Here is a 25604-nt window from a genome sequence, read left to right as displayed (position 1 = left end):
TCCCATGGCTTCCAAGAAGGGCGGACCGACCTACCGTTGCAGCGAGTGTGGGTGGACCACGGTCAAGTGGGTCGGGCGGTGCGGCGAGTGCCAGGCGTGGGGCAGCGTCGACGAGGTCGGCGGCCCGACGACCCGCACACTGGCCGCCGCGCGCGTCCAGCGACCGGCCGTCCCGATCCGCGAGGTCGACGCGGCGCAGGCGAGCCACCGCAGCACCGGCGTCAGTGAGTTCGACCGGGTGCTCGGTGGCGGTCTCGTGCCCGGCTCGGTCGTCCTCGTCGCCGGCGAGCCCGGCATCGGCAAGTCGACCCTGCTCCTCGACGTGGCCGCCCGTGTCGGGGACCGGGGGCGGGTCCTCTACATCAGCGGCGAGGAGTCGGCGGCGCAGGTGCGCGGCCGTGCCGAGCGCATCGACGCCGTCACCGACGGGCTCTACCTCGCCTCCGAGACCGACCTGGCGACGGTGCTCGCGCAGATCGAGCAAGTGCGCCCCGACCTCGTCGTCGTCGACTCCGTCCAGACGATCGCCTCGACCGAGGTCGACGGTGCCGCGGGCAATGTCGGCCAGGTCCGTGAGGTGGCCGGCTCGCTCATCCAGGCCGCCAAGGAGGGCGGCTTCGCCATGCTCCTCGTCGGGCACGTCACCAAGGACGGCTCGATCGCCGGACCGCGTGTCCTCGAGCACCTCGTCGACGTCGTCGTGCAGTTCGACGGCGACCGGCATTCGCGACTGCGTCTGGTGCGGGCGGTGAAGAACCGCTTCGGCCCGACCGACGAGGTCGGGTGCTTCGACCTCACCGAGGGCGGCATCGTCGGGCTGAGCGACCCGAGCGGCCTCTTCCTCTCCAGCCGCCACATCAACGTGCCGGGCACGTGCGCGACCGTGACGCTCGAAGGGCGTCGCCCCCTCGTCGTCGAGGTCCAGTCCCTCGTGAGCCCCTCGCAGATCCCCACGCCCCGGCGGGCCAACGTCGGCCTGGACAGCGGTCGGCTCGCGATGATCATCGCGGTGCTCGACAAGCGCGCGGGCGCCCCGATCGGCAACCAGGACACCTACGTCTCGAGCATCGGCGGGGTCCGCATCACCGAGCCGTCGAGCGACCTTGCCGTCGCCGTGGCGATCGCGAGCGCCGTCCTCGACGAGCCGATCGCCCACGACCTGCTGGCCCTCGGCGAGGTCGGCCTGAGCGGCGAGGTGCGGCCGGCGGTCGGCGTCGGGCGCCGCCTGGCCGAGGCCGCCCGACTCGGCTTCCGCACCGCCCTCGTGCCGAAGGGAGCGCTCGACGACTCCTCCGCGCCGCCCGGGATGGACGTCGTCGAGGTCGTCGACGTCGCGTCGGCGATCGCGCAGGCGCGGCGCCGTCGCCCCCGGCCACACCTCGTGACCAGCCCGACACCCTAGACTCGGCCCGTGCCCGACCACGACGACGAGCTCTTCCGATCAACCCTTGCCGAGGTGGCGCCCGGGTCCGTCCTGCGCGACGGGCTGGAGCGCATCCTCCGCGGCAACACGGGCGCGCTCGTCGTGCTCGGCCACGACAAGCTCGTCGAGTCCCTGTGCACCGGCGGCTTCGACGTCAACATCGAGTTCTCCGCGACCCGCCTGCGCGAGCTGGCGAAGATGGACGGCGCGGTCGTCGTCGACTCCAGCGTCTCGCGCATCCTCAAGGCCGCCGTCCAGCTCGTGCCCGACCCCTCGATCGAGACCCTCGAGAGCGGCACCCGGCACCGCACCGCCGAGCGGGTGGCCCGGCAGACCGGTCATCCGGTCGTCTCCGTCAGCCAGTCGATGCACATCATCGCCCTCTACGTCGGCGGCCGACGGCACGTGCTGCGCACGACGACCGAGCTGATCTCCCAGGCCAACCAGGCGATGCAGACGCTCGAGCGCTACACCAACCGGCTCAACGAGGTGACCGGCACCCTGTCGGCCCTGGAGATCGAGGACCTCGTCACCGTGCGCGACGTCGCCGTGGTGCTCCAGCGTCTGGAGATGGTGCGTCGGATCCACTCGGAGATCGCCGAGTACGTCCTCGAGCTCGGTGTCGACGGCCGGCTGCTCACCCTCCAGCTCGAGGAGCTGACGGCCGGTCTGGACGACGACCTCAACGCCGTGATCCTCGACTACCTCGACCCTGACGGCGCCGTCGGCTCCAGCGACGAGGTGCTCACCAACCTCTCCGGCCTCGACGCCACCGAGCTGCTCGACCTCGGGCACGTCGCCAAGACGCTCGGCTTCCCGATCGTCGGCGAGTCCCTCGACGCATCGGTCAGCCCGCGCGGGCTGCGCATCCTCGGCAAGATCCCCCGGCTGCCCGGAGCCATCGTCGAGCGCCTCGTCGACCACTTCGGGTCGCTGCAGCGGCTGCTCGCCGCCGGCATCGACGACCTCATGGCCGTCGACGGGGTCGGTGACCTGCGGGCCCGGACCGTGCGCGAGGGCCTCTCGCGACTGGCCGAGAGCTCGATCCTCGAGCGCTACGTGTGACGATGGCCCGCTTCCTGGTGTCGTGGCTGGCCGGTGGGCTGGTCGTTGCCGGCGCCTGGTTCGGGTGGACCCACACCGCCGAGGTGGACGCTGCGGTGGCCGGACCTGCCGGCTTCGTCGAGCTGGGTCCGACGCCGGAGGGTGAGCCGCTGCGCACCGCGGGCACGGAGGTCGGGTTTGCCTGCTCGGGGCCGACTCCGCGCGATGCCGCGGGCATGGACGACCTCATGGGTGAGCTCGACCGGCAGCCGCGGCTCGAGGGGGCCGACCACGGGGCCTCGATCGAGCTGGCCGACGGCCGCCGGATGTACACCTACGGCGACACGATCCGCGCCGACGGGATCCGGCCCTTCATGGTCCGCAACTCCGTGCTCATCTCCAACGGGGACTGCGTGCGGCCGATGCCGACCGAGCACGACGGGCCCGCGATCCCGAGCGACGGCAAGCAGGGCTACTGGCCGATGTCGATGCGCGCCCGCGCCGTCGAGGGCGGCACGGTCGTCGAGGTCATCACCGCCACCGTCAGCGTGCGCGGCACCGACTCCTTCGAGACGAGCGGGTCCAACCTCGCGACCTTCGAGGTGCCCACCGGCCGGATGCCCCGCCTCGTCTCCCACGAGCCCCTCGGGGAGCGCACCTCCGACCCGCGGGTGCCGACCTGGGGCGCCGCGATGTGGGACGACGGCCCGTGGACCTACGTCTTCGGCACGTCGAGCAATGCCGACAAGTCGACGGCCGGGTGGGCCCTGCACGTGGCGCGGACCAGGCCCGAGGAGCTCGGCAGCCTCGACGAGTGGGAGTACTGGGACGGCAGCAGCTGGGTCAAGGGTGACCCCGGGGCCGCCCAGAGCGAGGCCGCGCAGCTCATCGGGAGCTCCAGCGGTGTCTCGCACGTGCTCAGCGTCATCGAGCGTGACGGCAGCTGGTACGCCATCAGCAAGGAGGGCGACTACCACGGCGTCTGGTTGAGCGTCTGGAAGGCCCCCTCGGTCACCGGCCCGTACACCAAGCACCGGGTCCGGCCCCTCGCCAACGACGGCAAGATCCGGCGCTACGCGCCACTGGCCCACCCCGATGTCGAGATCGACTCCGATCGGCTCCTCGTCTCGTGGAGCGAGGCACCGACGACGCACGGCCCCTTCTACACCCACCCCGAGCTCTACCGCCCGAAGTTCGCAGAGATCGACCTCCCGTGACCCGCCCCGCCCCCGAGACCGGGGCAGCCAGCGCGCTGCTGCGCTCGGCCGTGCTCGACTGGTACGACCGCCACGGACGCGACCTGCCCTGGCGCGACCCCGGCTGCTCCCCCTGGGGCGTCTACCTCTCGGAGGTCATGTCGCAGCAGACGCCCGTCGCCCGGGTGCTGCCGGTGTGGGAGCGCTGGCTGGAGCGATGGCCCACCCCTGCAGACCTCGCCGCCGACTCACCCGGGGAGGCGGTGCGCATGTGGGACCGCCTTGGCTACCCGCGCCGCGCACTGCGGCTGTGGGAGTCCGCCGGCGTCATGGTCGAGCGGCACGCCGGCCAGGTCCCCCGCGACCACGACGACCTCCTTGCCCTGCCCGGTGTCGGGCCGTACACCGCGGCCGCCGTCGCCTCCTTCGCCTTCGGCGACCCACGCACGGTCGTCGACACCAATGTCCGTCGGGTGCTCGCGCGGACGGTGACCGGCACCGAGCACGCCGCCCCCGCCCTCACCGCCGCCGAGATGCGTCTGGCCGAGGCCTCCATGCCGGACGACCGCGACGAGGCCAACCGGTGGAATGCCGCGTCGATGGAGCTCGGCGCCCTCGTGTGCACCGCCCGCGCGCCCCGCTGCGACGACTGCCCGGTGAGTCACCTGTGCGCCTGGCAGGTCGCCGGGCGGCCGGCTCACGACGGACCACCCCGTCGCGGTCAGGCCTGGCACGGCACCGACCGACAGGTCCGCGGGCGCATCGTGCAGCTGCTGCGCGAGAGCGCCGACCCGCTCCCCCGTCGGGACCTGGCCACCACCTGGCCCGACGACCCGGCGAAGGTCGAGCGCTGCCTCGCCGCCCTCGTCGACGACGGGCTCGTCGAGCCCGTCGAGGGCGGCTACACCCTGCCGAGGTGAGGGCTTCCCTCCCTTCGCCCGGGTCGCTCAGAGCTGGCGGAGCATCCGGGTGTTGCCGAGGGTGTTGGGCTTGACCCGCTCGAGGTCGAGGAACTCGGCCACGCCCTCGTCGTAGGAGCGCAGCAGCTCGACGTAGACGTCGGGGTCGACGGCCTGGCCCTCGATCTCGGAGAAGCCGTGCCGGGTGAAGAAGTCCACCTCGAAGGTCAGGCAGAAGAGCCGCTCTACCCCGAGCTCGACGGCGTCCTGGGCCAGCGTCTCGAGCAGCGCGCCGCCGACACCGTGGCCGAGGTGCTCCTGCGAGACGGCGAGGGTCCGGATCTCGGCGAGGTCGTCCCACATGACGTGCAGCGCGCCGCACCCGACGACCTGCCCATCGATCTCCGCGACGCGGAACTCCTGCAGCCCCTCGAAGTAGGCGACGGTGTCCTTGCTGACGAGCACCCGGCGTTCGGCTAGCGGGGCCACGAGGTCGCGGATCGCCCGCACGTCGGAGGTGCGCGCTCGGCGGATGGTCACGGTCACCGGACAAACCTACGCCCCCGCCGAATGGGCGGGGACGTAGGTCGGTGGTCGCGTCAGGCGGTAACGCGAAGGGGCCTCAGCGCACCTTGTACTTCGGCTGCGACTGGGCGTTGAACTCGTCCATGACGACCTTGTCGGCCTTCTTGGTCGCCTTGTCGTTGAACTTCAGCACGTCGAAGCCGCGGGCGATGTCCGAGGAGAAGAGGTGACCGTTGTAGTAGTAGGTCGACCAGGTCCCGCCGGTGCCCTCGCTCACGGGGAGTGGGCCGCGCTCGAAGTAGCCGAGCTCCTTGGGCTTCTTGGAGTTGGTGAAGTCCCAGACGCTCACACCGCCCTGGTACCAGGACTGGACCATGATGTCGCGGCCGGCGACGGGGATGATCGAGCCGTTGTGGGCCACGCAGTTTTCGGTCTCGCCCTGGTGGCGCGGGATCTTGTAGTACGACGTGAAGGTCAGCTTGCCGAGCTTGGACAGGCTGTAGATCGCGTTGGCGCCGCGGTTGGGCCCGGTGGCCGCGTCACAGGTCGCCGCTCCGCCGCCGCCGAGCTCGTCGGTGAAGACGACCTTGGTCGCGTCGGCGTTGAAGGTGGCCGAGTGCCAGAAGGCGAAGTTCTCGTTGTCCTGCACCCGCTCGATGACCCGCGGCTTCTCCGGGCTGGAGATGTCCATGATGATGCCGTCGCCCATGCACGCACCGGCCGCGAGGTTCTTGTGCGGGAGCGCGGTGATGTCGTGGCAGCCGGTCGTCGCGGAGCGGCCGGCGATCGGCGTCGGTCCGGGACCACCGGGGTTGCCGCCGTCCGGGAAGAGGTTGGGCGTGGCGATGACCTCGGACTTCGTCGGTGCGTCCTTGTCGACCTTGACGATCGAGATCAGGTCGTGCGGCGTCTGGCAGTCGGGGTACTCGTCACGCGGCGAGTAGCTCGACACGTAGAGGTAGTCGTTGCCCTTCGTCCTGCCCTTGCCCGGCACGAGGGTGTGGGTGTGCGAGCCGCAGGCCGTCTCGACCGACTTGACGTAGCGCGGGTTGCGCACGTCGGAGATGTCGAAGATCTTGATGCCCTCCCAGCTGTCCTTGACAGTGGCGGACTGGGAGGTCGACGCGCAGGAGTCGTCGCTGCGGGAGGAGTCGGTCGACAGGTAGAGCAGGTCGCCGGAGACGGTGATGTCGTTCTGGCTGCCGGGGCACTTGACCTGGACGATCGTCTTCGGCTTCTTGGGGTTGCGGACGTCGATGATCGAAAATCCGTCGTAGTTGCCGACGAAGGCCTTGTCGTCCTGGAAGGCGAGGTCGGTGCCGACCCCCTCGGCGGGCGCCTGTGACCGCGAGTCACAAGCGCCGGGCCGGTGGGGGCGAGGCGCTCAGCGCGCCGTCGTCACCCGCCTCACGGTCGGTGACGCCACCGTCAACGACCTCGCCGCCCCCTACGACATCAGTCTCCAGGCGGTGAGCAAGCACCTCAAGGTCCTCGAGGAGGCGGGCCTCGTCAGCCGGCGCAGGGAGGCCCAACGCCGCCCGGTCCACCTCGAGAGCGGGGCGCTGGCCACGATGACCGGCTGGATCGAGCGGCACCGACGACGGGCCGAGGAGCGCATGTCACGCCTCGAGGAGGTCCTGGCGGACCTCCCTTCGTCCGATCACGGCAGCACGAGCAACAGGAGCAGACCGATGAGCACCACGCCCAGCACCACCGACCACATCACCACCGCGACCATCGAGGCCGACCCCGAGGTGCCGGTCGTGCGGATCACGCGCGACTTCACGGCGACCGCGGAGCAGCTGCACCGCGGGCACACCTCCGGCATGGAGATCGGCATCAACGAGGGCTACGCCGCGCTCGATGCGGGCGAGGTCGCGTGACCTCCCTCGTCGACCTGTCCGTCACCGACCGCTACCGGTCGGCGGCGGACGGCTTCGCCCGACGCGTCGCCGGGACGACCGACTGGGACTCCCCCACCCCCGTCGCGGAGTGGCGGGCGCGTGACGTCGTCGGGCACCTGACCTCCTGGCTGCCGGCCCTGCTCGCCGCCGGCAGCGAGGTGCGCCTGACGCCCGGGTCCTCGCCCGAGGAGGACCCGGCCGGAGCGTGGGCCGCCCTCGACGACCAACTGCGGAGCCTGCTCGACGACCCGGCGACGGAGGAGGTCGTCTTCGAGCACGAGCACATCGGGCGGCTGCCACTGCCGCAGATGATCGACCAGTACTTCACCAGCGACGTCGTCTTCCACACCTGGGACCTCGCCCGGGCCACCGGCCAGGACGACCGTCTCGACGAGGCCTTCGTCGCCGATGCCCTCGCCGGGATGCAGGCGCAGGCGGAGATGATCCGCGCCTCCGGGCAGTTCGGGCAGCAACAGCCGGTGCCCGACGACGCGAGCGTCCAGGAGCGCTTCCTCGCCTTCATCGGGCGGGACCCGCGGTGGGCACCGCCGGCCTGACCGCCACAGCCCGGGCATGACGAAGGGGAGGTGACCAGCGATCTGGTCACCTCCCTTCGTACCCCTCGAGACGGCGCTGGCGCGCCTCCTCGGGGAGCGGTAGGAGTCCCCTCGAGACGGCGCTGGCGCGCCTCCTCGGGAAGCGGTGCAAGTCCCCTCGAGACGGCGCTGGCGCGCCTCCTCGGGAAGCGGTGGAAGTCCCCTCGCGACGACGCTGGCGCGCCTCCTCGGGAAGCGGTGGAAGTCCCCTCGAGACGACGCTGGCGCGCCTCCTCGGGGAGCGGTGGGTGTCAGTCGGCGGAGCCGTCGCCCGCCTCGACGAGCGGGATGTCGAGCTCGCCGACCTTGGGCGCACCGTGGAAGGTGAAGACGGCGGCCTTGCCCTCGCCCTCGACGTCCACGGCGACGATCTCGCCGGCCGTGAGCTCGCCGAAGAGGATCTTCTCCGACAGCACGTCCTCGATCTCGCGCTGGATGGTCCGCTTGAGCGGACGCGCACCGAGCACCGGGTCGTAGCCGCGCTTGGCGAGCAGCTCCTTGGCCGCGGGCGTGAGCTCGATGCCCATGTCCTTGTCCTTGAGCCGCTGGTCGAGCTTGGCGACCTCGAGGTCGACGATCTGGACGATCTCCTCCTGGCTCAGCTGCGGGAAGACGATGGTGTCGTCGACGCGGTTGAGGAACTCCGGGCGGAAGTGCTGCTTCAGCTCGTCGGTGACCTTGGCCTTCATCCGCTCGTAGTCGGTGCGCTGGTCGGTCCCCGAGGTGAAGCCCATCGCGCCCTTGGAGATGTCCCGGGTGCCGAGGTTGGTCGTCATGATGATGACCGTGTTCTTGAAGTCGACCATCCGACCCTGCGAGTCGGTGAGGCGGCCGTCCTCGAGCACCTGCAGCAGCGAGTTGAAGATCTCCGGGTGCGCCTTCTCCACCTCGTCGAAGAGGACGACGGAGAAGGGCTTGCGGCGCACCTTCTCGGTGAGCTGGCCACCCTCGTCGTAGCCGACGTAGCCGGGGGGCGAGCCGAAGAGACGGCTGACCGTGTGCTTCTCGGAGTACTCCGACATGTCGAGCGTGATGAGGCTGTCCTCGTCGCCGAAGAGGAACTCCGACAGCGCCTTGGCCAGTTCCGTCTTACCGACACCGGTCGGCCCGGCGAAGATGAAGGAGCCACCGGGACGACGCGGGTCCTTCAGACCGGCCCGAGTGCGTCGGATGGCCTGCGAGAGCGCCTTGATCGCGTCGTCGTTGCCGACGACCCGCTTGTGCAGCTCGGCCTCCATGTTGAGCAGTCGGGTCGACTCCTCCTCCGAGAGCTTGAAGACGGGGATGCCGGTCGAGGCGGCGAGCACCTCGGCGATGAGCTCCTCGTCGACCTCGGCGACGACGTCCATGTCACCGGCCTTCCACTCGGCCTCGCGCTTGGCCTTCTCGGCAAGCAGGTTCTTCTCGTCGTCGCGCAGACCCGCCGCCTTCTCGAAGTCCTGGCCGTCGATGGCCGACTCCTTCTCGAGGCGGACCTTGGCGATCTTGTCGTCGTACTCCTTCAGCTCCGGCGGCGCCGTCATCCGACGGATGCGCAGCCGCGCGCCCGCCTCGTCGATGAGGTCGATCGCCTTGTCCGGGAGGAAGCGGTCGTTGATGTAGCGGTCGGCCATCGTCACAGCCGCGACGATCGCCGGGTCCGTGATCGTCACCTTGTGGTGGGCCTCGTAGCGGTCCCGCAGACCCTTGAGCATCTCGATGGCGTGCGGCAGCGTCGGCTCCGCGACCTGGATCGGCTGGAAGCGACGCTCCAGGGCCGAGTCCTTCTCGATGTGCTTGCGGTACTCGTCGAGCGTCGTCGCGCCGATGGTCTGCAGCTCGCCGCGGGCGAGCATCGGCTTGAGGATGCTCGCGGCGTCGATCGCGCCCTCGGCCGCACCCGCACCGACGAGGGTGTGGATCTCGTCGATGAAGAGGATGATGTCGCCGCGCGTCTTGATCTCCTTGAGCACCTTCTTCAGGCGCTCCTCGAAGTCACCGCGGTAGCGGCTGCCGGCGACGAGCGAGCCGAGGTCGAGGGTGTAGAGCTGCTTGTCCTTGAGCGGCTCCGGCACGTTGTCGTCGACGATGTCCTGGGCCAGGCCCTCGACGACCGCCGACTTGCCGACACCGGGCTCGCCGATGAGGACGGGGTTGTTCTTGGTCCGGCGCGAGAGCACCTGCATGACGCGCTCGATCTCCTGCCCACGCCCGATGACCGGGTCGAGCTGACCGTCGCGCGCCGCCTGAGTCAGGTTGCGGCCGAACTGGTCGAGGACGAGCGAGCCGGCGGGCTGCCCCTCGGCGGGGCCCGCGCCCGCGCCGACGCCGGCAGCCTGCCCCTCCTTGCCACCCTGGTAGCCGGAGATCAGCTGGATGACCGTCTGGCGCACCCGGCCGAGGTCGGCCCCGAGCTTGACGAGGACCTGCGTCGCGACGCCCTCGCCCTCACGGATCAGGCCGAGCAGGATGTGCTCGGTGCCGATGTAGTTGTGGCCCAGCTGGAGCGCCTCGCGCAGCGAGAGCTCGAGGACCTTCTTGGCGCGAGGGGTAAAGGGGATGTGCCCCGAGGGCGCCTGCTGACCGGGACCGATGATGTCCTGGACCTGCTCACGGACGGCGTCGAGGGAGACGCCGAGGGACTCGAGGGCCTTGCTGGCCACCCCTTCGCCCTCGTGGATCAGGCCGAGCAGGATGTGCTCGGTGCCGATGTAGTTGTGGTTGAGGAGGCGCGCCTCCTCCTGGGCGAGGACGACGACCCGGCGGGCCCGGTCGGTGAACCGTTCGAACATGGGATCTACCCCTTCACGTGGTGCTCTGACCTCGATGCTAACCGTGCTCGCCCTCTGAGCCGGGGGGCGAACCTCTCACGGGGCACAACGCGGCGTCCTCCCAGCCTGTTCCACGAGGCGAAGGGAGTGCCGCGGTGTTCGCTCACAGCGGACTGAGGCGTACCGGCGGGCGGATCAGCCCTGCGACGGCGCCGGCACGTCGATGACGACGTCGAAGCCGAGCAGCTCCGCCCCGGTGGCCACCGGCTTCCTGCTCTCGCCCGCGTGCGCGGCGCGGGCGTCGCCGTCACGCCACGCGGCGAAGGACTCCTCGTCGGCCCAGCGGGTCACGACGAAGTAGCGGTCGCCCCCTTCGGTCGGGCGGAGCAGCTGGAAGCCCTCGAAGCCCGGGGCATCGTCGACGGTGCCCTGGCGCTCGGCGAAGCGACGCTCGAGCTCCTCGCCGGCCTGCGGGGGGACGCTGATGGCGTTGATCTTGACGATGCTCATGAGGCGACCCTAACCGCCTGCTGCGCGGCCGCGGTGGCCGCCCGGACGATGCGCCACCACAGCACGAGGGCCACGACCGCGACGACGGCGTTGACCTGCAGGGCCGCGACCCAGCCGTCGACGTCACCGGCATCGGCCAGCAGGCCGCCCGAGGTGTCGCGGACCGACCCGACGCCCATGAGCAGCCAGGCGATCCACCACGGCCAGAAGCTGCCGACCCGCGATCCGAGGGCACGGCTCGCGTCGGCCACGACCTGGTACGGGAACCAGAGGTTGACGATCGGCACGACCCAGGCGGCGAAGGCCCACCAGCGGGCCCGTCGCTGCAGATGACCCGGGTCGGCCCACTCGGCCACCCGTCGCACGCCGAGCAACCACCACCCGGTCGTCACGAGGCCGGCCAGGAGGGCGAGACCGCCCAGTCCGATGCAGAGGTTGGCGAGGTCCACCGCCGCAGAGGTCGCCGCCCGTCCCTGCACCCAGGCGTGCACGTCGTCGCGACGCACGGTCACGACGGCCGCCGCGGCGACCCACGACACGGTGAGCGTCACGGCGGACACGAGGGCCGCGTGACCGGCGACCGTGGGGGCCGGGGGCGGTGGGCCGACCGGCGTGGTGCGCTCTTCGGCGAAGGGGCTGGTGACGTGAATCCGAGGCATGGCGATCACGCTAGGTCGGGACAGCAGTCGTCGCGCGGCCATCGCGCTGCCCCTGTGGACGACGTCGAGCCCTCCGTAGGCTGACTCCATGCGCACGGTCTTCGACCCCACCGACCCGGGCAGCCACGCGTACGGGCTGCTGACAAGCATCGTCGTGCCACGCCCCATCGCCTGGATCTCCACCCTCGACGCCGACGGGGTCGGCAACCTCGCGCCGCACTCCTTCTTCACCGTCGTCTCCGCGCACCCCGCGATGGTCAGCTTCACCTCCGTCGGCCGCAAGGACACGGTGCGCAATGTCGTCGCGACCGGTCACTTCGTCGTCAACCTCGTCACGGAGGACCTCGCCGAGCTCGCCAACGCGAGCAGCGCTCCCTTCGCCCCCGAGGTCGACGAGGCCCAGACCCTCGGAGTGCGGCTCGAGCCGAGCGCGGTCGTGCCCGTCCCCCGCGTCGCGGACTCGCCGGCATCGATCGAGTGCACCCTGCACTCGACGCTCGCCCTCGGCGACGCGCACCTCGTCGTCGGCGAGGTGCGTGCCATCACCGTCGACGACGCGACCCTCGTCGACGGGCTCCCGACGATCGAGGCGCTGCGGCCGGTCTCCCGGCTCGGGCGCGACGAGTGGGGGCACTCCCCCGAGGTCTTCCGCCTGCAGCGACCGCGGCGGCCCTGACTCAGCTGCGGCGCTGGCAGTTCCCGCACCAGTAGAGCGTGCGACCGGCGACGTCCTTCGCCCTCACCTTCGACCCGCAGACGACGCAGGCCTCGTCGGTGCGCTTGTAGACATAGCTCGTCCGCTCCGTGAGGTGGACGTCCTCCCCCTGCGCCAGGGCGGCCTCGACCTGCTCGACCTGCTCGTCGACGGTGACGATCCGGCTCGTCGCCACACCGAGCGGCAGCAGCCGGCGCAGGTCGGCCCAGATGAGGTCCCACGAGGCCCGCTTGAGGCGCTCCCCCGGCGTCGCGGGGTTGATCCGGTGCCGGTAGAGGACCTCGCAGCGGTAGACGTTGCCGACCCCGGCGATCACGTCCTGCTCCATGAGCAACGCCGCGATCGACTTGCGCGACCCGTGGATCCGCTCCCAGGCGGGCCCACCATCGGTGTCCCGCAGGGGATCCGGGCCGAGCTTGGCGTGCACGGCGTCCTCCTGCTCGGGGGTGACCACCGCGCACGTCATCGGGCCGCGCAGGTCCGCGACGTGCCTCTGCGAGGCGATGCGGCAGCGGACCTGACCGATGACCGGCCGCTCGCCGACGTAGGCGGCCTCGTCGATGGTGAAGGTCCCGATGAGCCCGAGGTGGACGTGCAGAATGCGGTCGCCGGCGAACTCGACGAAGAGGTGCTTGCCGTGCGCCCGCGCCTCGACGAGCTCGTGGTCGGTGAGCAGCGCCGCGCCCGCGGCGAAGCGCCCCTGCGGGGACGACACCTCGACGACCTGCCCGGCAAAGGTGGCGTGCAGGTCGCGGGCGATGCGGTGGAGGGTGTGGCCTTCAGGCATGACGAAGGGGGCTCAGCTCGCCTTCTTCTTCGGGGCCGTCTTCTTCGCGCTGGTCTTCTTCGCCGTGGACTTCGTGGCGGCGGTCTTCTTGGCTGTCGCCTTCTTCGCGGTCGCCTTCTTGGCCGTCGCCTTTTTCGCGGTCGCCTTCTTCGCGGTCGCCTTCGCCGGCGCGGGGGACGACTCGCCGCGCGCGGCCTTCGCCTTCTCCACCGAGCGGGCCAGCGCGGCGAGCAGGTCGACGACCTCGCCCGACTCCTCCTCGTCGTCCTCGACCTGCTGGACCTGCCCTCCGTCGATCTTCGCGCGCACGAGGGCCTCGACGGCGAGCGCGTAGTCGTCCTCGAACTCGTCGGGGTCGTAGTCGCCGGCGAGCTCGTCGATGAGCATGCGCGCCATCGACATCTCCTTGTCGGAGAGCTCCTGGTCCTCGACGCTCGCGAAGTCGGCCGAGCGGATCTCGTCGGGCCACAACATCGTCTGCATGACGATGACCCCGTCGCGCACGCGCAGGACGGCCATCGTCATCCGCGTGCGGATCGAGACCGTGACGATCGCCATGCGTCCTTGGGCCTCGAGGGCCTCCCGCAGCAGGACGTAGGGCTTGGTCGCGGTCTTGTCCGGCTCGAGGTAGTAGCTCTTGTCGAGGAGCATCGGGTCGATCTGGTCCTCGGGGACGAACTTCTCGACGCTGATCTCCTTGCTGCTGCGCGTCGGGAGCTCGGCCATGTCCTCGTCCGTGAGGACGATCATCTGGCCGTCCTCGGTCTCGTAGCCCTTGGCGATGTCGTCGTAGGCGACCTCCTGGCCGTCCTTGCTGCAAAACCGCTTGTAGCGGATGCGGCCGCCGTCGGTGCGGTGCACCTGACGGAACTGCACGTCGTGGTTCTCCGTCGCCGAGTACAGGCGGACGGGGACGTTGACGAGGCCGAAGGAGACGGCCCCCTTCCAGATCGCTCGCATGGGTCCTCCTGACGACGTGCGGCCGTCGCCAGCCTACGCGCCGGGGTCGGGGCGCAGAGCGTAGATCCGCGAGCGCCCGTCCTCGTCCGCGGCGACGACGAGGCCCAGGCCTGAGCCGGTCACGCCGACCGGCACGCCGTCGGGGTCGGGGACCGCCTCGGGCAGGGGGGTGACCACTCCCCCCTTCGTCGTCGTGTGTCGCGGAGACCAGGCGCGGTCGTCGATGACCCGTAGGGTCTCCCACCCGCTCGCCAACGGCTCGGTCGTGCCCGTGCCGAGGTCGACGGCCACGGAGCCGGCGACTGCCCAGCTGCCGTCGGGCGAGGCCGCGAAGTCGTCCGCTCCCACGCGGCCCGGCACCGTGGTCGTCCAGCTCTCGGCCATGAGGTCGGTGACGTCGTAGCCCACGAGGTGCGTCGTGCGGTTGTTGCGCGTCCAGTTGACGACGAGGTGGGTACCGGCGACCCCGAGGACGCTGCCCGGCAGCGACCCGTAGGCCGGCGGCGCAAGGAGGGTGCCCGTCGAGACCTCCCCGCCGTCACCGGACTGCCACCAGTGGCCGGTCGTCCCGACGGACAGGACCCTCCCTTCGTTATCGGCGGCGACGGGGCTGCCGCCGCTCGGCAGGGTCCGGCGGCGCAGGGCACCGTCGTGGAGCACGAGGGCGGTCAGCGTCTCCTCGTTGGCGAGGAGCGGCACCGGGCTGCCCTCCACGAGCCGCACGTCGGCCTCGGTGAAGGTCCAGGTCTGCACCGTCGGCGCCGTGCCGCCGGACCCGAGGTGGGGCCACAGGTAGAGCTCGTTGCTCGTCGCCGCGATGACGGCCGGCCGGTCCTCCCAGGTGATGAGCTGCGGGGGTCCGGTGAGCGGCCCGTCGACGCGGCTGGACCACAGCTGGCTCCCGTCCGCCCCGCTGAGGGCGGTGATGTCGGGCTGCGCGACGTCACCGGTCGTCGTGATGACGGCGCCCTCACGCAGCAGGACCGTCGGGGCGCGCCCCTCGACGGCGATCGGCGACGAGACCCACTCGGCCTGGCTGGTCCACCCGTGGACGGGCGCGACCGGCGAGATGCGCACGGCCTCGTCCGCCGGGTCACCACCCCACGGCAGGCCACGGCCGATGACGAAGGGGGTGACCACCAGAGCGACGACGGCGACGGCCGCGACCCCCGCGAGCCACCACCGACGACGGCCCGAAGGCCGCGGGTCGTCGCGCCAGGGTCCGGCGGACGCTGCCGGCGCCCCACCGGCGAAGAGGTCACGCACGTCGATCCGCGGCTGCGTGTCCATCTCGTCGGGTGCCAGGTCGTCGGCACCGACGACCTGCTCGACCCGGTCCCACGCCTCTCGCGTCGGCGGCGGCAGCGCCGACTGCCGCAGCGGCGCGACCGGGGTGCCGTCCTGGTGGGGCACGGTGAGCGTCGCGCGGGCCAGCTCGGCAAACCGACCGGTCACCTCGCTCGGCGCAGGCTGCGCGGCGTGCGCCCGCGAGAGGACGACGACGGCAGAGCTCGCGAGCGCGGCCGCTCGACCACCCCGCGCGTGCATGGCCTGCAGGTGGGACACGGCGGTGGCGACGTCGCCGGTCGTCGTCGCGACGACCACCTGGTCGGTGTGCTCGACGGCACCCGGCCAGTCGAGGGGGCGGGTGGCGACGGCGATGTCGAGGTGTCGGGTGCCGCGCGCGAGTCGGTGCACCGGTGCGGGCCCACCGGCTGGCGGGGCCGCGTGCTCGGCGAGCAGGGCGTACCCCTCACGACGCACCGATGCCCCGGCGAGCATCGCAGCGGTCGTGGCCGCCAGCTGCGCCCCACCGACGACGACGACGGTGCGCGTCGCGTTCGCTTCCCCCACGGGTCCCCCTGATGTCCTGCGCTCGTCCCTGCGGGCCCGAGGGGCCACCCAGCGGGGTCAGACTATCGGGGGCCTGCGGGCGCGACCGGGCAGGATGGCCCCATGCGCCCGATGCTCGCCACCCTCACCGAGGCCCTGCCCCAGGGGCCCGGCTGGGTGCACGAGGTCAAGTGGGACGGCATGCGGGTGCTCGCCGACGTGCGCGGCGGCGGCCTGACCCTCACGAGCCGGTCCGGTCGCGACGTCACCGCGTCCTTCCCCGAGCTCGTCGCGCTCGCCGAGCTCTACGACGACATGCTCCTCGACGGCGAGGTCGTCGCTCTCGAGGCCGGCCGGCCCTCCTTCGGCGCCCTCGCCGAGCGCATGCACGTCTCCGACCCGCGTCGAGCGGCCCGCGCCGCGGTGGCACGGCCGGTCACCTTCATCGCCTTCGACCTGCTGCGCCTCCTCGGCCAGGACCTCGTCGACCAACCCTGGTCGACCCGCCGCGCGTTGCTCGAGCAGCTCGAGCTCGGCGGCCCCCGGTGCCAGGTGCCCCCCACGCATGACGACGGCGACGGGCTGCTCGCCGCCACCGCCGAGCAGGGTCTCGAGGGCGTCGTCTCCAAGCGACGCGATGCCCCCTATGCACCCGGCCGCCGCTCCCCCGACTGGCTCAAGCGGCCCCACCGCGACAGCGTCTCCGTGGTCATCGGTGGCTGGCGGCCCGAGATCGGCGGCAGCCGGCTCGGCGCCGTGCTCGTCGGGCTGCCCGACACCGACGGCTGGCGCTTCGTCGGCCGGGTCGGCTCCGGCCTCGCCGGCCGTGCCGGGGCGAGCCTGCTCACGCGGCTGCGACCGCTGGAGCGAGCGGACTCCCCCTTCGCCACGGAGGTGCCACGTGAGGACGCGACGGGCACGACCTGGGTCGAGCCCGAGATCGTCGTCGACGTCGCCGCCCTCGGGCGCAGCTCGGGCGGCCGGCTGCGGCAGCCGTCCTACCAGCGGGTGCGGACCGACCTCACCGCCACCGACCTGCTGGAGACGGGCGATGGCTGACCCCCGCGGCACCGTCACGCGCGTCGAGGTGGCCGGCCGGGCCCTGCGGCTCACCTCGCTCGACAAGGTGCTCTACCCCGCGACGGAGACGACGAAGGGAGAGGTGCTCTCGTACTACGCCCGGGCCGGTGAGACGGTCCTCGCCCACCTCGCCGGACGGCCGGTGACCCGCGTGCGCTTCCCCCACGGGGTCGACGACATGAGCTTCTTCGAAAAGAACCTGCCCTCCGGCGCACCCGACTGGCTGCCGCGGGTGCAGGTCCACGACGTCACCTATCCCCTCGTCGAGGACCTCGCGCAGCTGACCTATCTCGTCAACCTCAACAGCATCGAGCTGCACGTGCCGCAGTGGCGGGTCGCCGACGGCGAGCCGCTCAACCCGGACCGGCTCGTCATCGACCTCGACCCCGGCAAGCCCGCCGGTCTGCACGAGTGCGCCCGGGTGGCGCTCCTGCTGCGGGAGCGACTCGACGCACTCGGCCTCGAGCTCTACCCCGTCACCTCGGGCAGCAAGGGCATGCAGCTCTACGCGACGCTCGGGGGCGACCTCACGAGCGACCAGGTCCGCGACCTGACCCAGCAGCTGGCACAGGAGATGACCCAGCGCCACCCCGACCTCGTGCTGTGGAAGATGACGAAGTCGTTGCGGCCGGGCAAGGTCTTCATCGACTGGAGTCAGAACGTCGCGGCGAAGACGACCGTCTGCCCCTACTCGATGCGCGGTCGGGAGGACCCGTGGGTCGCGGCCCCGCGGACGTGGGAGGAGGTCGAGGCCGGCGCCGAGGACCCCGGCGCGCTGACCCAGCTCGACCACGAGCAGGTGCTCGAGCGGCTCGAGACCGACGGTGACCTGCTCGCCCCGCTGCTCGGGTGACTCAGCCCTGCCGGGGGCAGCCCGCGCACGGCGCGCACCCGGGCAGCGCGTAGAGCAGGCAGCACGACTCCCGCTCCGGCGGCGGCGCACCGTGCAGCCGGGCCAACGCCATCTCCCACATGTCCTCGACCATGCCGAGGCGCTGGCGGCTGCTCATCTTCGTCGGCGTCGGCAGGGCCTGGGCGATCGTCCGGGCCGTCGCGACGTAGCCGGCCCGGGCCGCGTCCAGGCGCGCCAGGTCGTCGTCGACGCGGCGGTGGTCACCGGGCCGCACCTGCACGGCGACCGGGTAGAGGTAGACGGGGTCGAGACCGGTCGACCACAGCGCGGGGTCCGCCGACAGCACGAAGGGGGTCCGCGTCGCCGCCGTCGCGATGACCGTGGCGAGCGGGTCGATCAGGTACTGCAGGACGAAGGCCGAGGGCATGCCCGGCGGGGCGACCCCCGACTGTTCGAGCGTCACCTCGGCGTAGCGCTCGATCCACGCGGGGGCCAGTTGCGTGGCCCGGGCCAGCGACACCCCGAGGTCCGGGTCGCCGTCGTCGGCGACCCGGACCCGGAGCACGGCGAGGTGCCGGTCCAGCTGCGCGACGGCCTCACGCAGCTCGGCACCCGTGGGGGCGGCGCTCAGCCGTTGGCCCGGGCGTAGGCGTCGCGCACCTTCTGGCTGATGCGACCGCGGTCGGAGACCTCGTGGCCGTTGGCCCGGGCCCACTCGCGGATCTTGGTCAGCTCGCTGCTGCTCGTGCGCGACGACGAGGCGCCACCCGAGCTCTTGCGACCGGCGACCCGACGACCGGCGCCGACGTAGCCGGCGAGGGCGTCACGCAGGGCGGCGGCATTGCGCTCGTTGAGGTCGATCTCGTAGGTCACGCCGTCGAGGCCGAAGGTGACGGTCTCGGTCGCGTCGCCACCATCGAGGTCGTCCTCAAGGATGATCTGCACACGCTGTGCCATAGGGGATCCAATCATGAGAATGAATTGACGGATCCAGACTAACCATCACTGGCGCAGATGTCGCATTCGAGAAATGCTATTCCTTGTCCGCCTTTTCGGAAGGCTCGGAATGTGCACTTGAGGACTGCTGCTTCGCCTTCTGCTCGGCATTCCATCGCGCGAGGGCCTGGCGCTCTCGCCGGTCACCTTCGATCATGTACTTGATGATCCAGTAGAAGAGAAATGCGACGCCGACGGTCGGCAGCAGGGCTGCCGCATAGGGCCACCAGGTGTCGATGAATTCCATGGGATCAGGCCTCCGGCTTCAGGTGCGGGAAGAGGATGGTCTCCCGGATACCGGCGCCGGTGAAGAGCATGATGAGACGGTCGATGCCGAGCCCGAGGCCACCCATGGGCGGCGCACCGAACTCGAGGGCCCGCAGGAAGTCCTCGTCGAGCTGCATCGCCTCGTCGTCACCGGCCGCGGCCCGTCGGGACTGGTCCTCGAGGACCTCCCGCTGGATGACGGGGTCGATGAGCTCGGAAAAGGCGGTCCCGCGCTCCACCCCGCCGATGAAGAGGTCCCAGGCCTCGATCTGGCCCGGCTTGTCGCGGTGCGGGCGCGCGAGGGGCTGGGCGATCGCCGGGTAGTCGCAGATGAAGGTCGGCTGGACGCAGGTCGGCTCGACGAGCTCGGCGACGAGCTCCATGGCGACCTTGCCCGCCTCCCACGACGGGTCGAGGTCGACCCCCTTCGCCGCCGCGATCTCACGCAGCCGCTCGACGGGCGTCGTCACGTCGACGGCCTCGCCGACGGCCTCGCTCAGCCCGTCGTAGAAGGAGAGCCAGCGCCACTCGCCACCGAGGTCGACCTCGCCCGCGGGCGTCGTGACGACGCGGCTGCCGGCGACGTCTGCGGCCGCGAGGTGCAGCTCCTTGATGAGCTCGGCCATCGTGAACTGGTCACCCCAGGCCTCGTAGACCTCGAGCGAGGTGAATTCCGGAGAATGCGTCGAGTCGACGCCTTCATTGCGGAAGAGACGACCCATCTCGTAGACCTTGTCGACACCGCCGACAACTGCCTTCTTCAGCGGCAGCTCGAGGGCGATGCGCAAGGACATCTTCTGGTCGAAGGCATTCATGTGCGTGTCAAAGGGGCGCGCTGCCGCGCCGCCGTGCACCAGCTGCAGCACCGGCGTCTCGATCTCGATGAAGCCGCGCGCGTGCAGGGTCTCGCGGATGGCCCGCACGATGCCGGCGCGCAGCCGCACCATGTCCCGTGCCTCCTGGCGCACGACGAGGTCGGCGTAGCGCTGACGCACGCGCGCCTCCTCGGAGAGGTCCTTGTGCAGGACCGGGAGGGGTCGCAGCGCCTTGGAGGCCAGGGTCCACGAGGTCGCCATGACCGACAGCTCGCCGCGGCGCGAGCGGATGACCCGGCCGGTGACGGCGACGTGGTCACCGAGGTCGACGTCGGACTTCCACGCCGCGAGGGCCTCCTCGCCCACCTCCGCGAGCGAGAGCATGACCTGCAGGCGGGTCCCGATGCCCTCCTGCAGCGCGGCGAAAGCGAGCTTGCCGGTGTTGCGCACGAACATGACGCGGCCGGCGACCGTGACGACGTCGTCGGTCTCCTCACCGGTCTCGAGGTGCCCCCAGGACTGCGCCACCTCGGCCAGCGAGTGGGTCCGCCCGACGCCCACGGGGTAGGCCTGCCGCCCCTCGGCGAGGATGCGGTCGCGCTTGTCGCGCCGGATGCGCATCTGCTCGGGCAGCTCGTCGTCGGCGGGGGTCTCCATGGGGGCGTCACTCACGGGAGCCACGATATCCGCGCGCCGCGCCGTGCCCGAATCCTCGCCTACTCCCGAGGGCGCAGCAGCTGCCAGCCGAGGAGGGCGAGCGTCGCGCCCACCGCGAGCGACCACAGCCCCCGGGCGTCGGCGGCGAGGACGAGCAGCCCGACGCCGACGGCGAGGTCGGGACCGTGGACGACGGCGCGCACGAGGCCCATCGGCAGGGCGCCACCGGGTGTGGCGACGACGAGCCCGAGCCCGGGCGGCGGCGGCTCGGCCGCCCGCACGGCCGCTGCGGTCACCCCGGCGGCGACGGCCACGGGCGCCCACGGCGGCAGCCCGAGCGGCAGCAACGCCAGCGAGCTGCCCACCCCGACGAGGGCGAAGGGGGCCACCGCCAGCACGGCGGCGACCGCACCCGGGTGAGCCGGCAGGGCACGACGCAGACCAGGGGTGGCGACCCATGCGGTGAGCCCGCCACCGGAGAGTCGCGCGAGGACGAGGCCGGCGATGCAGGTGAGCACGACACCGACCAGGGGGCCGAGGAGCAGCCCGGCGGCGAGCGCGGCGAGGCAGCCGAGCAGCGCCGACAGCAGCCGCGAGCGACGCCGGACGAGCGCCCGCAGCTCGTGGGTCAGCAGCCCGGTGAGCGGGCCCCCGACACCGACGGCGCTGGTGAAGCGTCCTCGGCGACCCAGCCGACGGCGTGCGGTCAGGGCGTCGAGAGCGGTGCCGTCGAGCATGAGGGTCGTCGCCCGGACGGCGGCAGTGACCTCTCCCGCTCGACGGAGGTCGGCGTCGGCCACACCGCGCGCGGCGGCCGCGATCGGGCGGGCACGCCCCTGCCGGACGAGTGCCGCGGCGGCGAGCACGAGGGCCAGGACGGCCCCCGCGACGGCGGTCAGCACGACGGGCGCGACGGGTGAGCCGATGCGCCCGAGCCCGACGGCGAGGGCAAAACCGGTGAGCACGCCCCAGGCCCCGGCGGCCACGGCGGCGACCCCGGCGACCTGCTGCACCCCGCCGCGCAGGAGGGCTCCACGGTCGGCGGGCGTCGAGAGCAGCCAGGTGGCCCGGCCGGGGTCGGCCCAGGCCGGACCCGCCGCTCGCAGCCCGGCCGCGGCAGCGACGGCGCCGAGCAGCCCCATCGCCATGGCCATCCAGAGGTGCTGGGTGCCGCTGAGGCAGGTCGCCGCGCAGTCGGGGCGCAAGATCGACGGCCCGGTCGCGGCGAAGAGCAGGGTGAGCAGGGTCGCGGTGACGAAGGCGCCCACGTACCAGTCCTGCAGCAGCTGCCCCCACCCGGCGGTGTGGGTGCCGCCCCGCACCGCCCGCACGGCGGCCCGCGCCGAGGCCCGGTCCCCGACGAGGTCACCCGGCGGGCCGACCGGGCCGGCCGCCTCAGGCATCGCCCTCGACGGTCACGACCCGGGCACCGCTGCGGGAGATGACCTCGGGGTCGTGGCACGCGACGAGCACCGCGCGCCCGGCGGCGGCGTGAGCGGCGAGCCAGTCCCCGAGCCAGGCCCGGCCGGTGTCGTCGAGCCGCTGCTCGGGCTCGTCGGCGAGCAGCAGGGCCCAGGGCCGCACCATGGCGGAGGCGAGGGCGAAGCGCTGTGCCTGGCCCGACGACAGCGTGCCCGGCAGCTGGTCGGCGACGTGCTCGATGCGGGCCTCGTCGAGCGCCCCGGCGACGACGTCACGCGGGTCGGCCACGCCGTGACCCCTGGCGAGCACGTCGAGGTGCTCGGCGACGGTCAGCTCGGGCAGGACCCCGAGGTCGCCGAGCACGGTGCACAGCGCGCGCCGGGTCTGCGGGACACGGGTGTCGAGCAGCGCCTCGCCGAGGCGGACCTCGCCCGCGTCGGGTGACTCGCTGCCGACGATGCAGCGCAGTGCCGTCGACTTGCCGACGCCGTTGGGCCCGACGAGCGCCACGACCTCGCCGGCTGCGACGTCGAGGTCGAGCCCGTCGAGCACCGTGCGGCCCCCATAGCCCTTGGTGAGTCCCCGGACCTGCAGCACGTCAGACGAGGTCGAGCGCGAGGTCGATGATCGGCGACGAGTGCGTCAGACCGCCGACGCTCATCCAGTCGATGCCGGTGGCGCCGTAGGCGGCAGCGACCTCGAGGGTCAGCCCACCGGTGGCCTCGATCTCGACCGTCTCGCCGCGCTCCGCGGCCCAGCCGCGCGCCGCCGTGACGGTCTCGCGCAGCAGCTCCGTCGACATGTTGTCGCACATGAGGAACCTCGCCCCGGCCTCGAGCGCCTCGATCGCCTGCGCGGTGGTCTCGACCTCGACCTCGATCGTCACGTCGGGGTGGCGCTCGCGGATCGCGGCGAAGGCCGCACCCACTCCCCCGGCGGCGAGCACGTGGTTGTCCTTGACCATCGCGACGTCGTAGAGGCCCATCCGCTTGTTGGTGCCGCCGCCGGCGCGCACCGCGTACTTCTCGAGGGCGCGGAGCCCCGGGGTCGTCTTGCGGGTGTCGAGCACGGTGCAGCCCGTGCCAGCGAGCGCATCGGCCCACCGGCGGGTGTGGGTCGCGACGCCCGACAGGCGAGACATGATGTTGAGCAGCGTCCGCTCGGCCATGAGCACCTGCTGGGTGGCGCCGGCGACGACGGCGATGACGTCGCCGGCCTGCAGCCGGGTCCCGTCGGCGACCCGCACGTCGACCGCGGGCGGCCTGCCGCCCGTCCGCTCGGCGACCCCGGCGAGCACGATGTCGATGACGGGCGCACCGGCGAGCACACCGGCCTCCCGCGCGACGACGTGGCCGGTCGCCTGCTGGTCGCCGGGGATCGTCGCGGTGCTCGTGACGTCGAGACCGTCGGGCCCGAGGTCCTCGTTGAGAGCGGTGGCGACGAGCCGCCGAGCGGCCTCGGTCGGGAAGTCGAGCGCCGTCACTGCATGCCCTCCTGTGGGTCGTCGCCGTCGACGTCCTCGTCGCCCTCCGGCCAGGCCAGCGCGACGTCGAGCTTGATGACGGCGAGCTCGCCGTCATCGGGGTCGCGCACGTGCACGAGATGGGCGGCCCACCGGTCGTCGTCGTGCTCGGGGTGGTCCCGGCGGACGTGCCCGCCGCGGGTCTCCTCGCGCAGGTGTGCCGCGGTCGCAAGGGCCTGACCGAGGTGGAGCAGGTTGGTCGTCTCCCAGGAGCGGGGACCCGGCTCGGCCCGGCTGTCGGTGCCGGCAGCGAGGGTGGCGAGGTCGGCGAGCGCTGCGGTCGTGGACTGCGCGGACCGGAGCGGGCCGACCCCCTTCGTCATCACCTGCTGCAGCTGCGCCCGACGCGAGGAGTCGAGCAGGCCCGTCGTGCCCTCGCCCCGCGGCGTGGCCGGCGGCAGCTCGCCTGCGGCCAGCCGCGCGGTGAGGTCCTCGGCGATGCGGTGGGCGAAGACGAGACCCTCGAGCAGCGAGTTGCTCGCGAGACGGTTGGCCCCGTGGACCCCGGTGCACGAGGCCTCGCCGCACGCGTAGAGACCGACGAGGTTGGTCCGGCCGTGCAGGTCGGTGCGGACACCGCCGGAGGCGTAGTGCTGGGCGGGCGCGACGGGGATCGGCGCGGTTGCCGGGTCGATGCCGAGCTCGCGGCAGCGGGCGACGATCGTCGGGAAGCGGCGCTCGAGGAAGTCGCCACCGAGGTGCCGCGCGTCGAGGAGGACGTGGTCGGACCCGGTCGCCTCCATCCGGTCGAGGATCGCCCGGGCGACGACGTCGCGGGGCGCCAGGTCGGCCATCGGGTGCAGACCCGTCATGAAGGCCTCACCGGTCGTGTCGACGAGCACGGCGCCCTCGCCGCGCACGGCCTCTGAGACGAGCGGCTGCTGGCCCGTCGCACCGGCCCCGAGGTGCATGACGGTCGGGTGGAACTGGACGAACTCGAGGTCGGCGAGCGCCGCGCCGGCGCGCAGGGCCGCCGCCATCCCGTCGCCCGTGGCGACGGGAGGGTTGGTCGTCGCCGAGTAGATCTGTCCCAGCCCGCCGGTGGCGAGCACGACGGCGCGGGCGTGGGCCGCGCCGATGCCGTCGATCTCCCCCTCCCCGATGACGTGCACGGTCGCGCCGCAGACGACGCCCTCGTCGGAGGTCAGCAGGTCGACGACGAGCGCGTGCTCGATGACCTCGATGCCCGGGTCGGCGCGCACGGCCTCGAGCTGGGCGATGAGCGCCCGGGAGATCTCGGCACCGGTCGCGTCGCCGCCGGCGTGCGCGATGCGGTCACGGTGGTGACCCCCTTCGCGCGTCAGGGTGATCTCTCCGGAGGCGTCGGTGTCGAAACGCGCGCCGAGCCCGATGAGCTCGCGCACGCGGGCCGGGCCCTCGGTGACGAGGACCTCGACGGCGGACTCGTCGCACAGGCCGACGCCGGCGACGAGGGTGTCGTCGAGGTGCTCGGCGGGCGAGTCCTCGGGCGCGAGCGCGGCAGCGATCCCACCCTGGGCCCAGGCGGTGGACCCGGCCGAGAGCTCGGTCTTGGTGACGAGCAGCACCCGCTCGACGTGCTCGCGCAGCCGCAGCGCACAGGTCAGGCCGGCGATGCCGGAGCCGACGACGAGGACGTCTGCCTCCGTCGTCCACCCCGGCGAAGGGGAGGTCAGGAACCTCGGCAGGGTGACCGCCGCGGGGTCACCCACCGAGGGCGCCGTCCCCCGAGTGGTCGCGGTGGGTGACCGCAGAGGTCTTCAGCCCGTAGCCGTCGGGCACGTCGCCCGCGTCGTGGTACTGCTCGACGATCTTGTTGTCGCCGTCGACGAAGACGACGTTGGGCTCGAAGGTGCGCGCCTCGTCGTCGTCCATCGCGGCGTAGGCGATGATGATGACGAGGTCACCGGGCGAGACGAGGCGTGCCGCCGCGCCGTTGATGCACACGATGCCGCTGCCGCGCTCGCCCTCGATGGCGTAGGTCGTCAGTCGGTTGCCGTTGTCGATGTCGACGACGTCGACCTGCTGGCCGGGGAGCATGCCCGCGGCGTCCAGGAGGTCCATGTCGATGGTGAGCGAGCCGACGTAGTGCAGGTCGGCCTGGGTGACCGTGGCGCGGTGGATCTTGCTGTGGAGCATGAAGCGCTGCACGCGAGTGTCCTTTGTCGTGTGTGGCGAGGTGTGCGTCCCCCAGTCTCGCAGAGTCGCGCCG

The 25604-nt window shown here is 72.1% G+C and carries 26 protein-coding genes; 9 read left to right on the top strand and 17 right to left on the bottom strand.

Going from position 1 to position 25604, the window contains the following annotated elements; all coding sequences use genetic code 11:
* The first annotated feature begins 4 nt into the window (after nt 1-4).
* Genes radA through AB4Y78_RS12900 form a run of 4 tightly spaced genes read left to right on the top strand, consistent with a single transcriptional unit; the run spans nt 5 to nt 4583 of the window.
* On the top strand, nt 5-1402 hold the full coding sequence (radA, locus tag AB4Y78_RS12915; protein ID WP_306512255.1) for a DNA repair protein RadA: 1398 nt from the start codon (nt 5-7) through the stop codon (nt 1400-1402).
* Between the two features lie 9 nt (nt 1403-1411).
* The gene (gene disA / locus AB4Y78_RS12910; RefSeq protein WP_306512256.1) at nt 1412-2488 is read left to right on the top strand and encodes a DNA integrity scanning diadenylate cyclase DisA; all 1077 of its coding nucleotides are present in this window, start codon (nt 1412-1414) and stop codon (nt 2486-2488) included.
* A 2-nt stretch (nt 2489-2490) separates the two neighbouring features.
* Nucleotides 2491-3684, top strand: a complete 1194-nt coding sequence (locus tag AB4Y78_RS12905; RefSeq protein ID WP_259921529.1) for a DUF4185 domain-containing protein — start codon at nt 2491-2493, stop codon at nt 3682-3684.
* Nucleotides 3681-4583: an A/G-specific adenine glycosylase gene (locus AB4Y78_RS12900; RefSeq protein WP_306512258.1), complete on the top strand. Its 903-nt coding sequence runs from the start codon at nt 3681-3683 to the stop codon at nt 4581-4583. The genes AB4Y78_RS12905 and AB4Y78_RS12900 overlap by 4 nt, the downstream gene beginning before the upstream one ends.
* A gap of 27 nt (nt 4584-4610) precedes the next feature.
* Here the strand turns inward: AB4Y78_RS12900 and AB4Y78_RS12895 are convergent, their stop codons facing one another.
* On the bottom strand, nt 4611-5108 hold the full coding sequence (locus AB4Y78_RS12895; protein ID WP_282070975.1) for an amino-acid N-acetyltransferase: 498 nt from the start codon (nt 5106-5108) through the stop codon (nt 4611-4613).
* A 76-nt stretch (nt 5109-5184) separates the two neighbouring features.
* The gene (locus AB4Y78_RS12890; RefSeq protein ID WP_441715478.1) at nt 5185-6144 is read right to left on the bottom strand and encodes an LVIVD repeat-containing protein; all 960 of its coding nucleotides are present in this window, start codon (nt 6142-6144) and stop codon (nt 5185-5187) included.
* A gap of 259 nt (nt 6145-6403) precedes the next feature.
* Here AB4Y78_RS12890 and AB4Y78_RS12885 point away from each other — a divergent pair, with 259 nt between their 5' ends.
* Both AB4Y78_RS12885 and AB4Y78_RS12880 read left to right on the top strand, forming a co-directional pair.
* A complete protein-coding gene (locus AB4Y78_RS12885) occupies nt 6404-6970 on the top strand; it encodes an ArsR/SmtB family transcription factor (protein ID WP_441715476.1) in 567 nt (188 codons plus the stop codon).
* Complete coding sequence (locus tag AB4Y78_RS12880) at nt 6967-7548, top strand: TIGR03086 family metal-binding protein (RefSeq protein WP_387356308.1); 582 nt, start codon at nt 6967-6969, stop codon at nt 7546-7548. Before AB4Y78_RS12885 ends, AB4Y78_RS12880 begins: the two co-directional genes overlap by 4 nt.
* A 290-nt stretch (nt 7549-7838) precedes the next feature.
* Here AB4Y78_RS12880 and AB4Y78_RS12875 read toward each other — a convergent pair whose 3' ends face one another.
* The 3 genes from AB4Y78_RS12875 to AB4Y78_RS12865 all read right to left on the bottom strand — a co-directional run bounded on the left by AB4Y78_RS12875 (nt 7839) and on the right by AB4Y78_RS12865 (nt 11506).
* Nucleotides 7839-10358: an ATP-dependent Clp protease ATP-binding subunit gene (locus tag AB4Y78_RS12875; protein ID WP_282070971.1), complete on the bottom strand. Its 2520-nt coding sequence runs from the start codon at nt 10356-10358 to the stop codon at nt 7839-7841.
* A gap of 174 nt (nt 10359-10532) precedes the next feature.
* A complete protein-coding gene (locus AB4Y78_RS12870) occupies nt 10533-10847 on the bottom strand; it encodes an antibiotic biosynthesis monooxygenase family protein (protein ID WP_282070970.1) in 315 nt (104 codons plus the stop codon).
* On the bottom strand, nt 10844-11506 hold the full coding sequence (locus tag AB4Y78_RS12865; protein WP_441715474.1) for a DUF4328 domain-containing protein: 663 nt from the start codon (nt 11504-11506) through the stop codon (nt 10844-10846). The genes AB4Y78_RS12870 and AB4Y78_RS12865 overlap by 4 nt, the downstream gene beginning before the upstream one ends.
* A gap of 88 nt (nt 11507-11594) precedes the next feature.
* On the opposite strand from AB4Y78_RS12865, the gene AB4Y78_RS12860 reads away from it, so the two are divergent.
* Nucleotides 11595-12182 carry a flavin reductase family protein gene (locus tag AB4Y78_RS12860; RefSeq protein WP_128276942.1) on the top strand — a complete coding sequence of 196 codons (588 nt, stop codon included), beginning with the start codon at nt 11595-11597 and terminating at the stop codon, nt 12180-12182.
* A 1-nt stretch (nt 12183) separates the two neighbouring features.
* Here AB4Y78_RS12860 and AB4Y78_RS12855 read toward each other — a convergent pair whose 3' ends face one another.
* The 3 genes from AB4Y78_RS12855 to AB4Y78_RS12845 are packed head-to-tail and all read right to left on the bottom strand — an operon-like array spanning nt 12184 to nt 15822.
* Nucleotides 12184-13008 (bottom strand): Fpg/Nei family DNA glycosylase, encoded by an 825-nt coding sequence (locus AB4Y78_RS12855; protein WP_441715472.1) that lies wholly within the window; start codon nt 13006-13008, stop codon nt 12184-12186.
* A gap of 12 nt (nt 13009-13020) precedes the next feature.
* A complete protein-coding gene (gene ku / locus AB4Y78_RS12850) occupies nt 13021-13968 on the bottom strand; it encodes a non-homologous end joining protein Ku (RefSeq protein WP_441737194.1) in 948 nt (315 codons plus the stop codon).
* 33 nt (nt 13969-14001) lie between these two features.
* Complete coding sequence (locus AB4Y78_RS12845; RefSeq protein ID WP_441715468.1) at nt 14002-15822, bottom strand: hypothetical protein; 1821 nt, start codon at nt 15820-15822, stop codon at nt 14002-14004.
* Between the two features lie 102 nt (nt 15823-15924).
* On the opposite strand from AB4Y78_RS12845, the gene ligD (AB4Y78_RS12840) reads away from it, so the two are divergent.
* Together ligD (AB4Y78_RS12840) and ligD (AB4Y78_RS12835) are read left to right on the top strand one after the other, a co-directional pair.
* Nucleotides 15925-16860, top strand: a complete 936-nt coding sequence (gene ligD / locus AB4Y78_RS12840; RefSeq protein WP_441715466.1) for a non-homologous end-joining DNA ligase — start codon at nt 15925-15927, stop codon at nt 16858-16860.
* Nucleotides 16853-17734, top strand: a complete 882-nt coding sequence (gene ligD, locus AB4Y78_RS12835; protein WP_441715465.1) for a non-homologous end-joining DNA ligase — start codon at nt 16853-16855, stop codon at nt 17732-17734. The genes ligD (AB4Y78_RS12840) and ligD (AB4Y78_RS12835) overlap by 8 nt, the downstream gene beginning before the upstream one ends.
* 1 nt (nt 17735) lies before the next feature.
* On the opposite strand, the gene AB4Y78_RS12830 is transcribed toward ligD (AB4Y78_RS12835), so the two are convergent.
* From AB4Y78_RS12830 to panD, 9 genes are all read right to left on the bottom strand, one after another.
* On the bottom strand, nt 17736-18299 hold the full coding sequence (locus AB4Y78_RS12830; RefSeq protein ID WP_265229994.1) for a (2Fe-2S)-binding protein: 564 nt from the start codon (nt 18297-18299) through the stop codon (nt 17736-17738).
* Nucleotides 18300-18361: 62 nt separating this feature from the next.
* Nucleotides 18362-18691, bottom strand: coding sequence for a histone-like nucleoid-structuring protein Lsr2 (locus tag AB4Y78_RS12825; RefSeq protein ID WP_007924178.1), 330 nt, complete (start codon nt 18689-18691; stop codon nt 18362-18364).
* Nucleotides 18692-18767: 76 nt separating this feature from the next.
* A complete protein-coding gene (locus AB4Y78_RS12820; RefSeq protein ID WP_128276943.1) occupies nt 18768-18977 on the bottom strand; it encodes a hypothetical protein in 210 nt (69 codons plus the stop codon).
* Nucleotides 18978-18981: 4 nt separating this feature from the next.
* Nucleotides 18982-20469 carry a lysine--tRNA ligase gene (gene lysS, locus AB4Y78_RS12815; protein WP_040880474.1) on the bottom strand — a complete coding sequence of 496 codons (1488 nt, stop codon included), beginning with the start codon at nt 20467-20469 and terminating at the stop codon, nt 18982-18984.
* A 59-nt stretch (nt 20470-20528) separates the two neighbouring features.
* Nucleotides 20529-21872, bottom strand: coding sequence for a DUF6297 family protein (locus AB4Y78_RS12810; protein ID WP_441737191.1), 1344 nt, complete (start codon nt 21870-21872; stop codon nt 20529-20531).
* Nucleotides 21865-22488, bottom strand: coding sequence for an ABC transporter ATP-binding protein (locus AB4Y78_RS12805; protein WP_007929921.1), 624 nt, complete (start codon nt 22486-22488; stop codon nt 21865-21867). Before AB4Y78_RS12805 ends, AB4Y78_RS12810 begins: the two co-directional genes overlap by 8 nt.
* 1 nt (nt 22489) lies before the next feature.
* Nucleotides 22490-23374: a carboxylating nicotinate-nucleotide diphosphorylase gene (gene nadC, locus AB4Y78_RS12800; protein ID WP_441715346.1), complete on the bottom strand. Its 885-nt coding sequence runs from the start codon at nt 23372-23374 to the stop codon at nt 22490-22492.
* A complete protein-coding gene (locus AB4Y78_RS12795) occupies nt 23371-25104 on the bottom strand; it encodes an L-aspartate oxidase (protein ID WP_441715344.1) in 1734 nt (577 codons plus the stop codon). The genes nadC and AB4Y78_RS12795 overlap by 4 nt, the downstream gene beginning before the upstream one ends.
* Nucleotides 25097-25543 carry an aspartate 1-decarboxylase gene (gene panD, locus AB4Y78_RS12790; protein ID WP_007929926.1) on the bottom strand — a complete coding sequence of 149 codons (447 nt, stop codon included), beginning with the start codon at nt 25541-25543 and terminating at the stop codon, nt 25097-25099. Before panD ends, AB4Y78_RS12795 begins: the two co-directional genes overlap by 8 nt.
* Nucleotides 25544-25604 lie beyond the last annotated feature (61 nt).

The organism is Janibacter sp. RAF52 (genome assembly GCF_052114035.1).
GTDB lineage: Bacteria > Actinomycetota > Actinomycetes > Actinomycetales > Dermatophilaceae > Janibacter > Janibacter hoylei.
The sequence above is the reverse complement of the archived record's forward strand: the minus strand, read 5'-3'. Positions and strand labels throughout refer to the sequence as shown.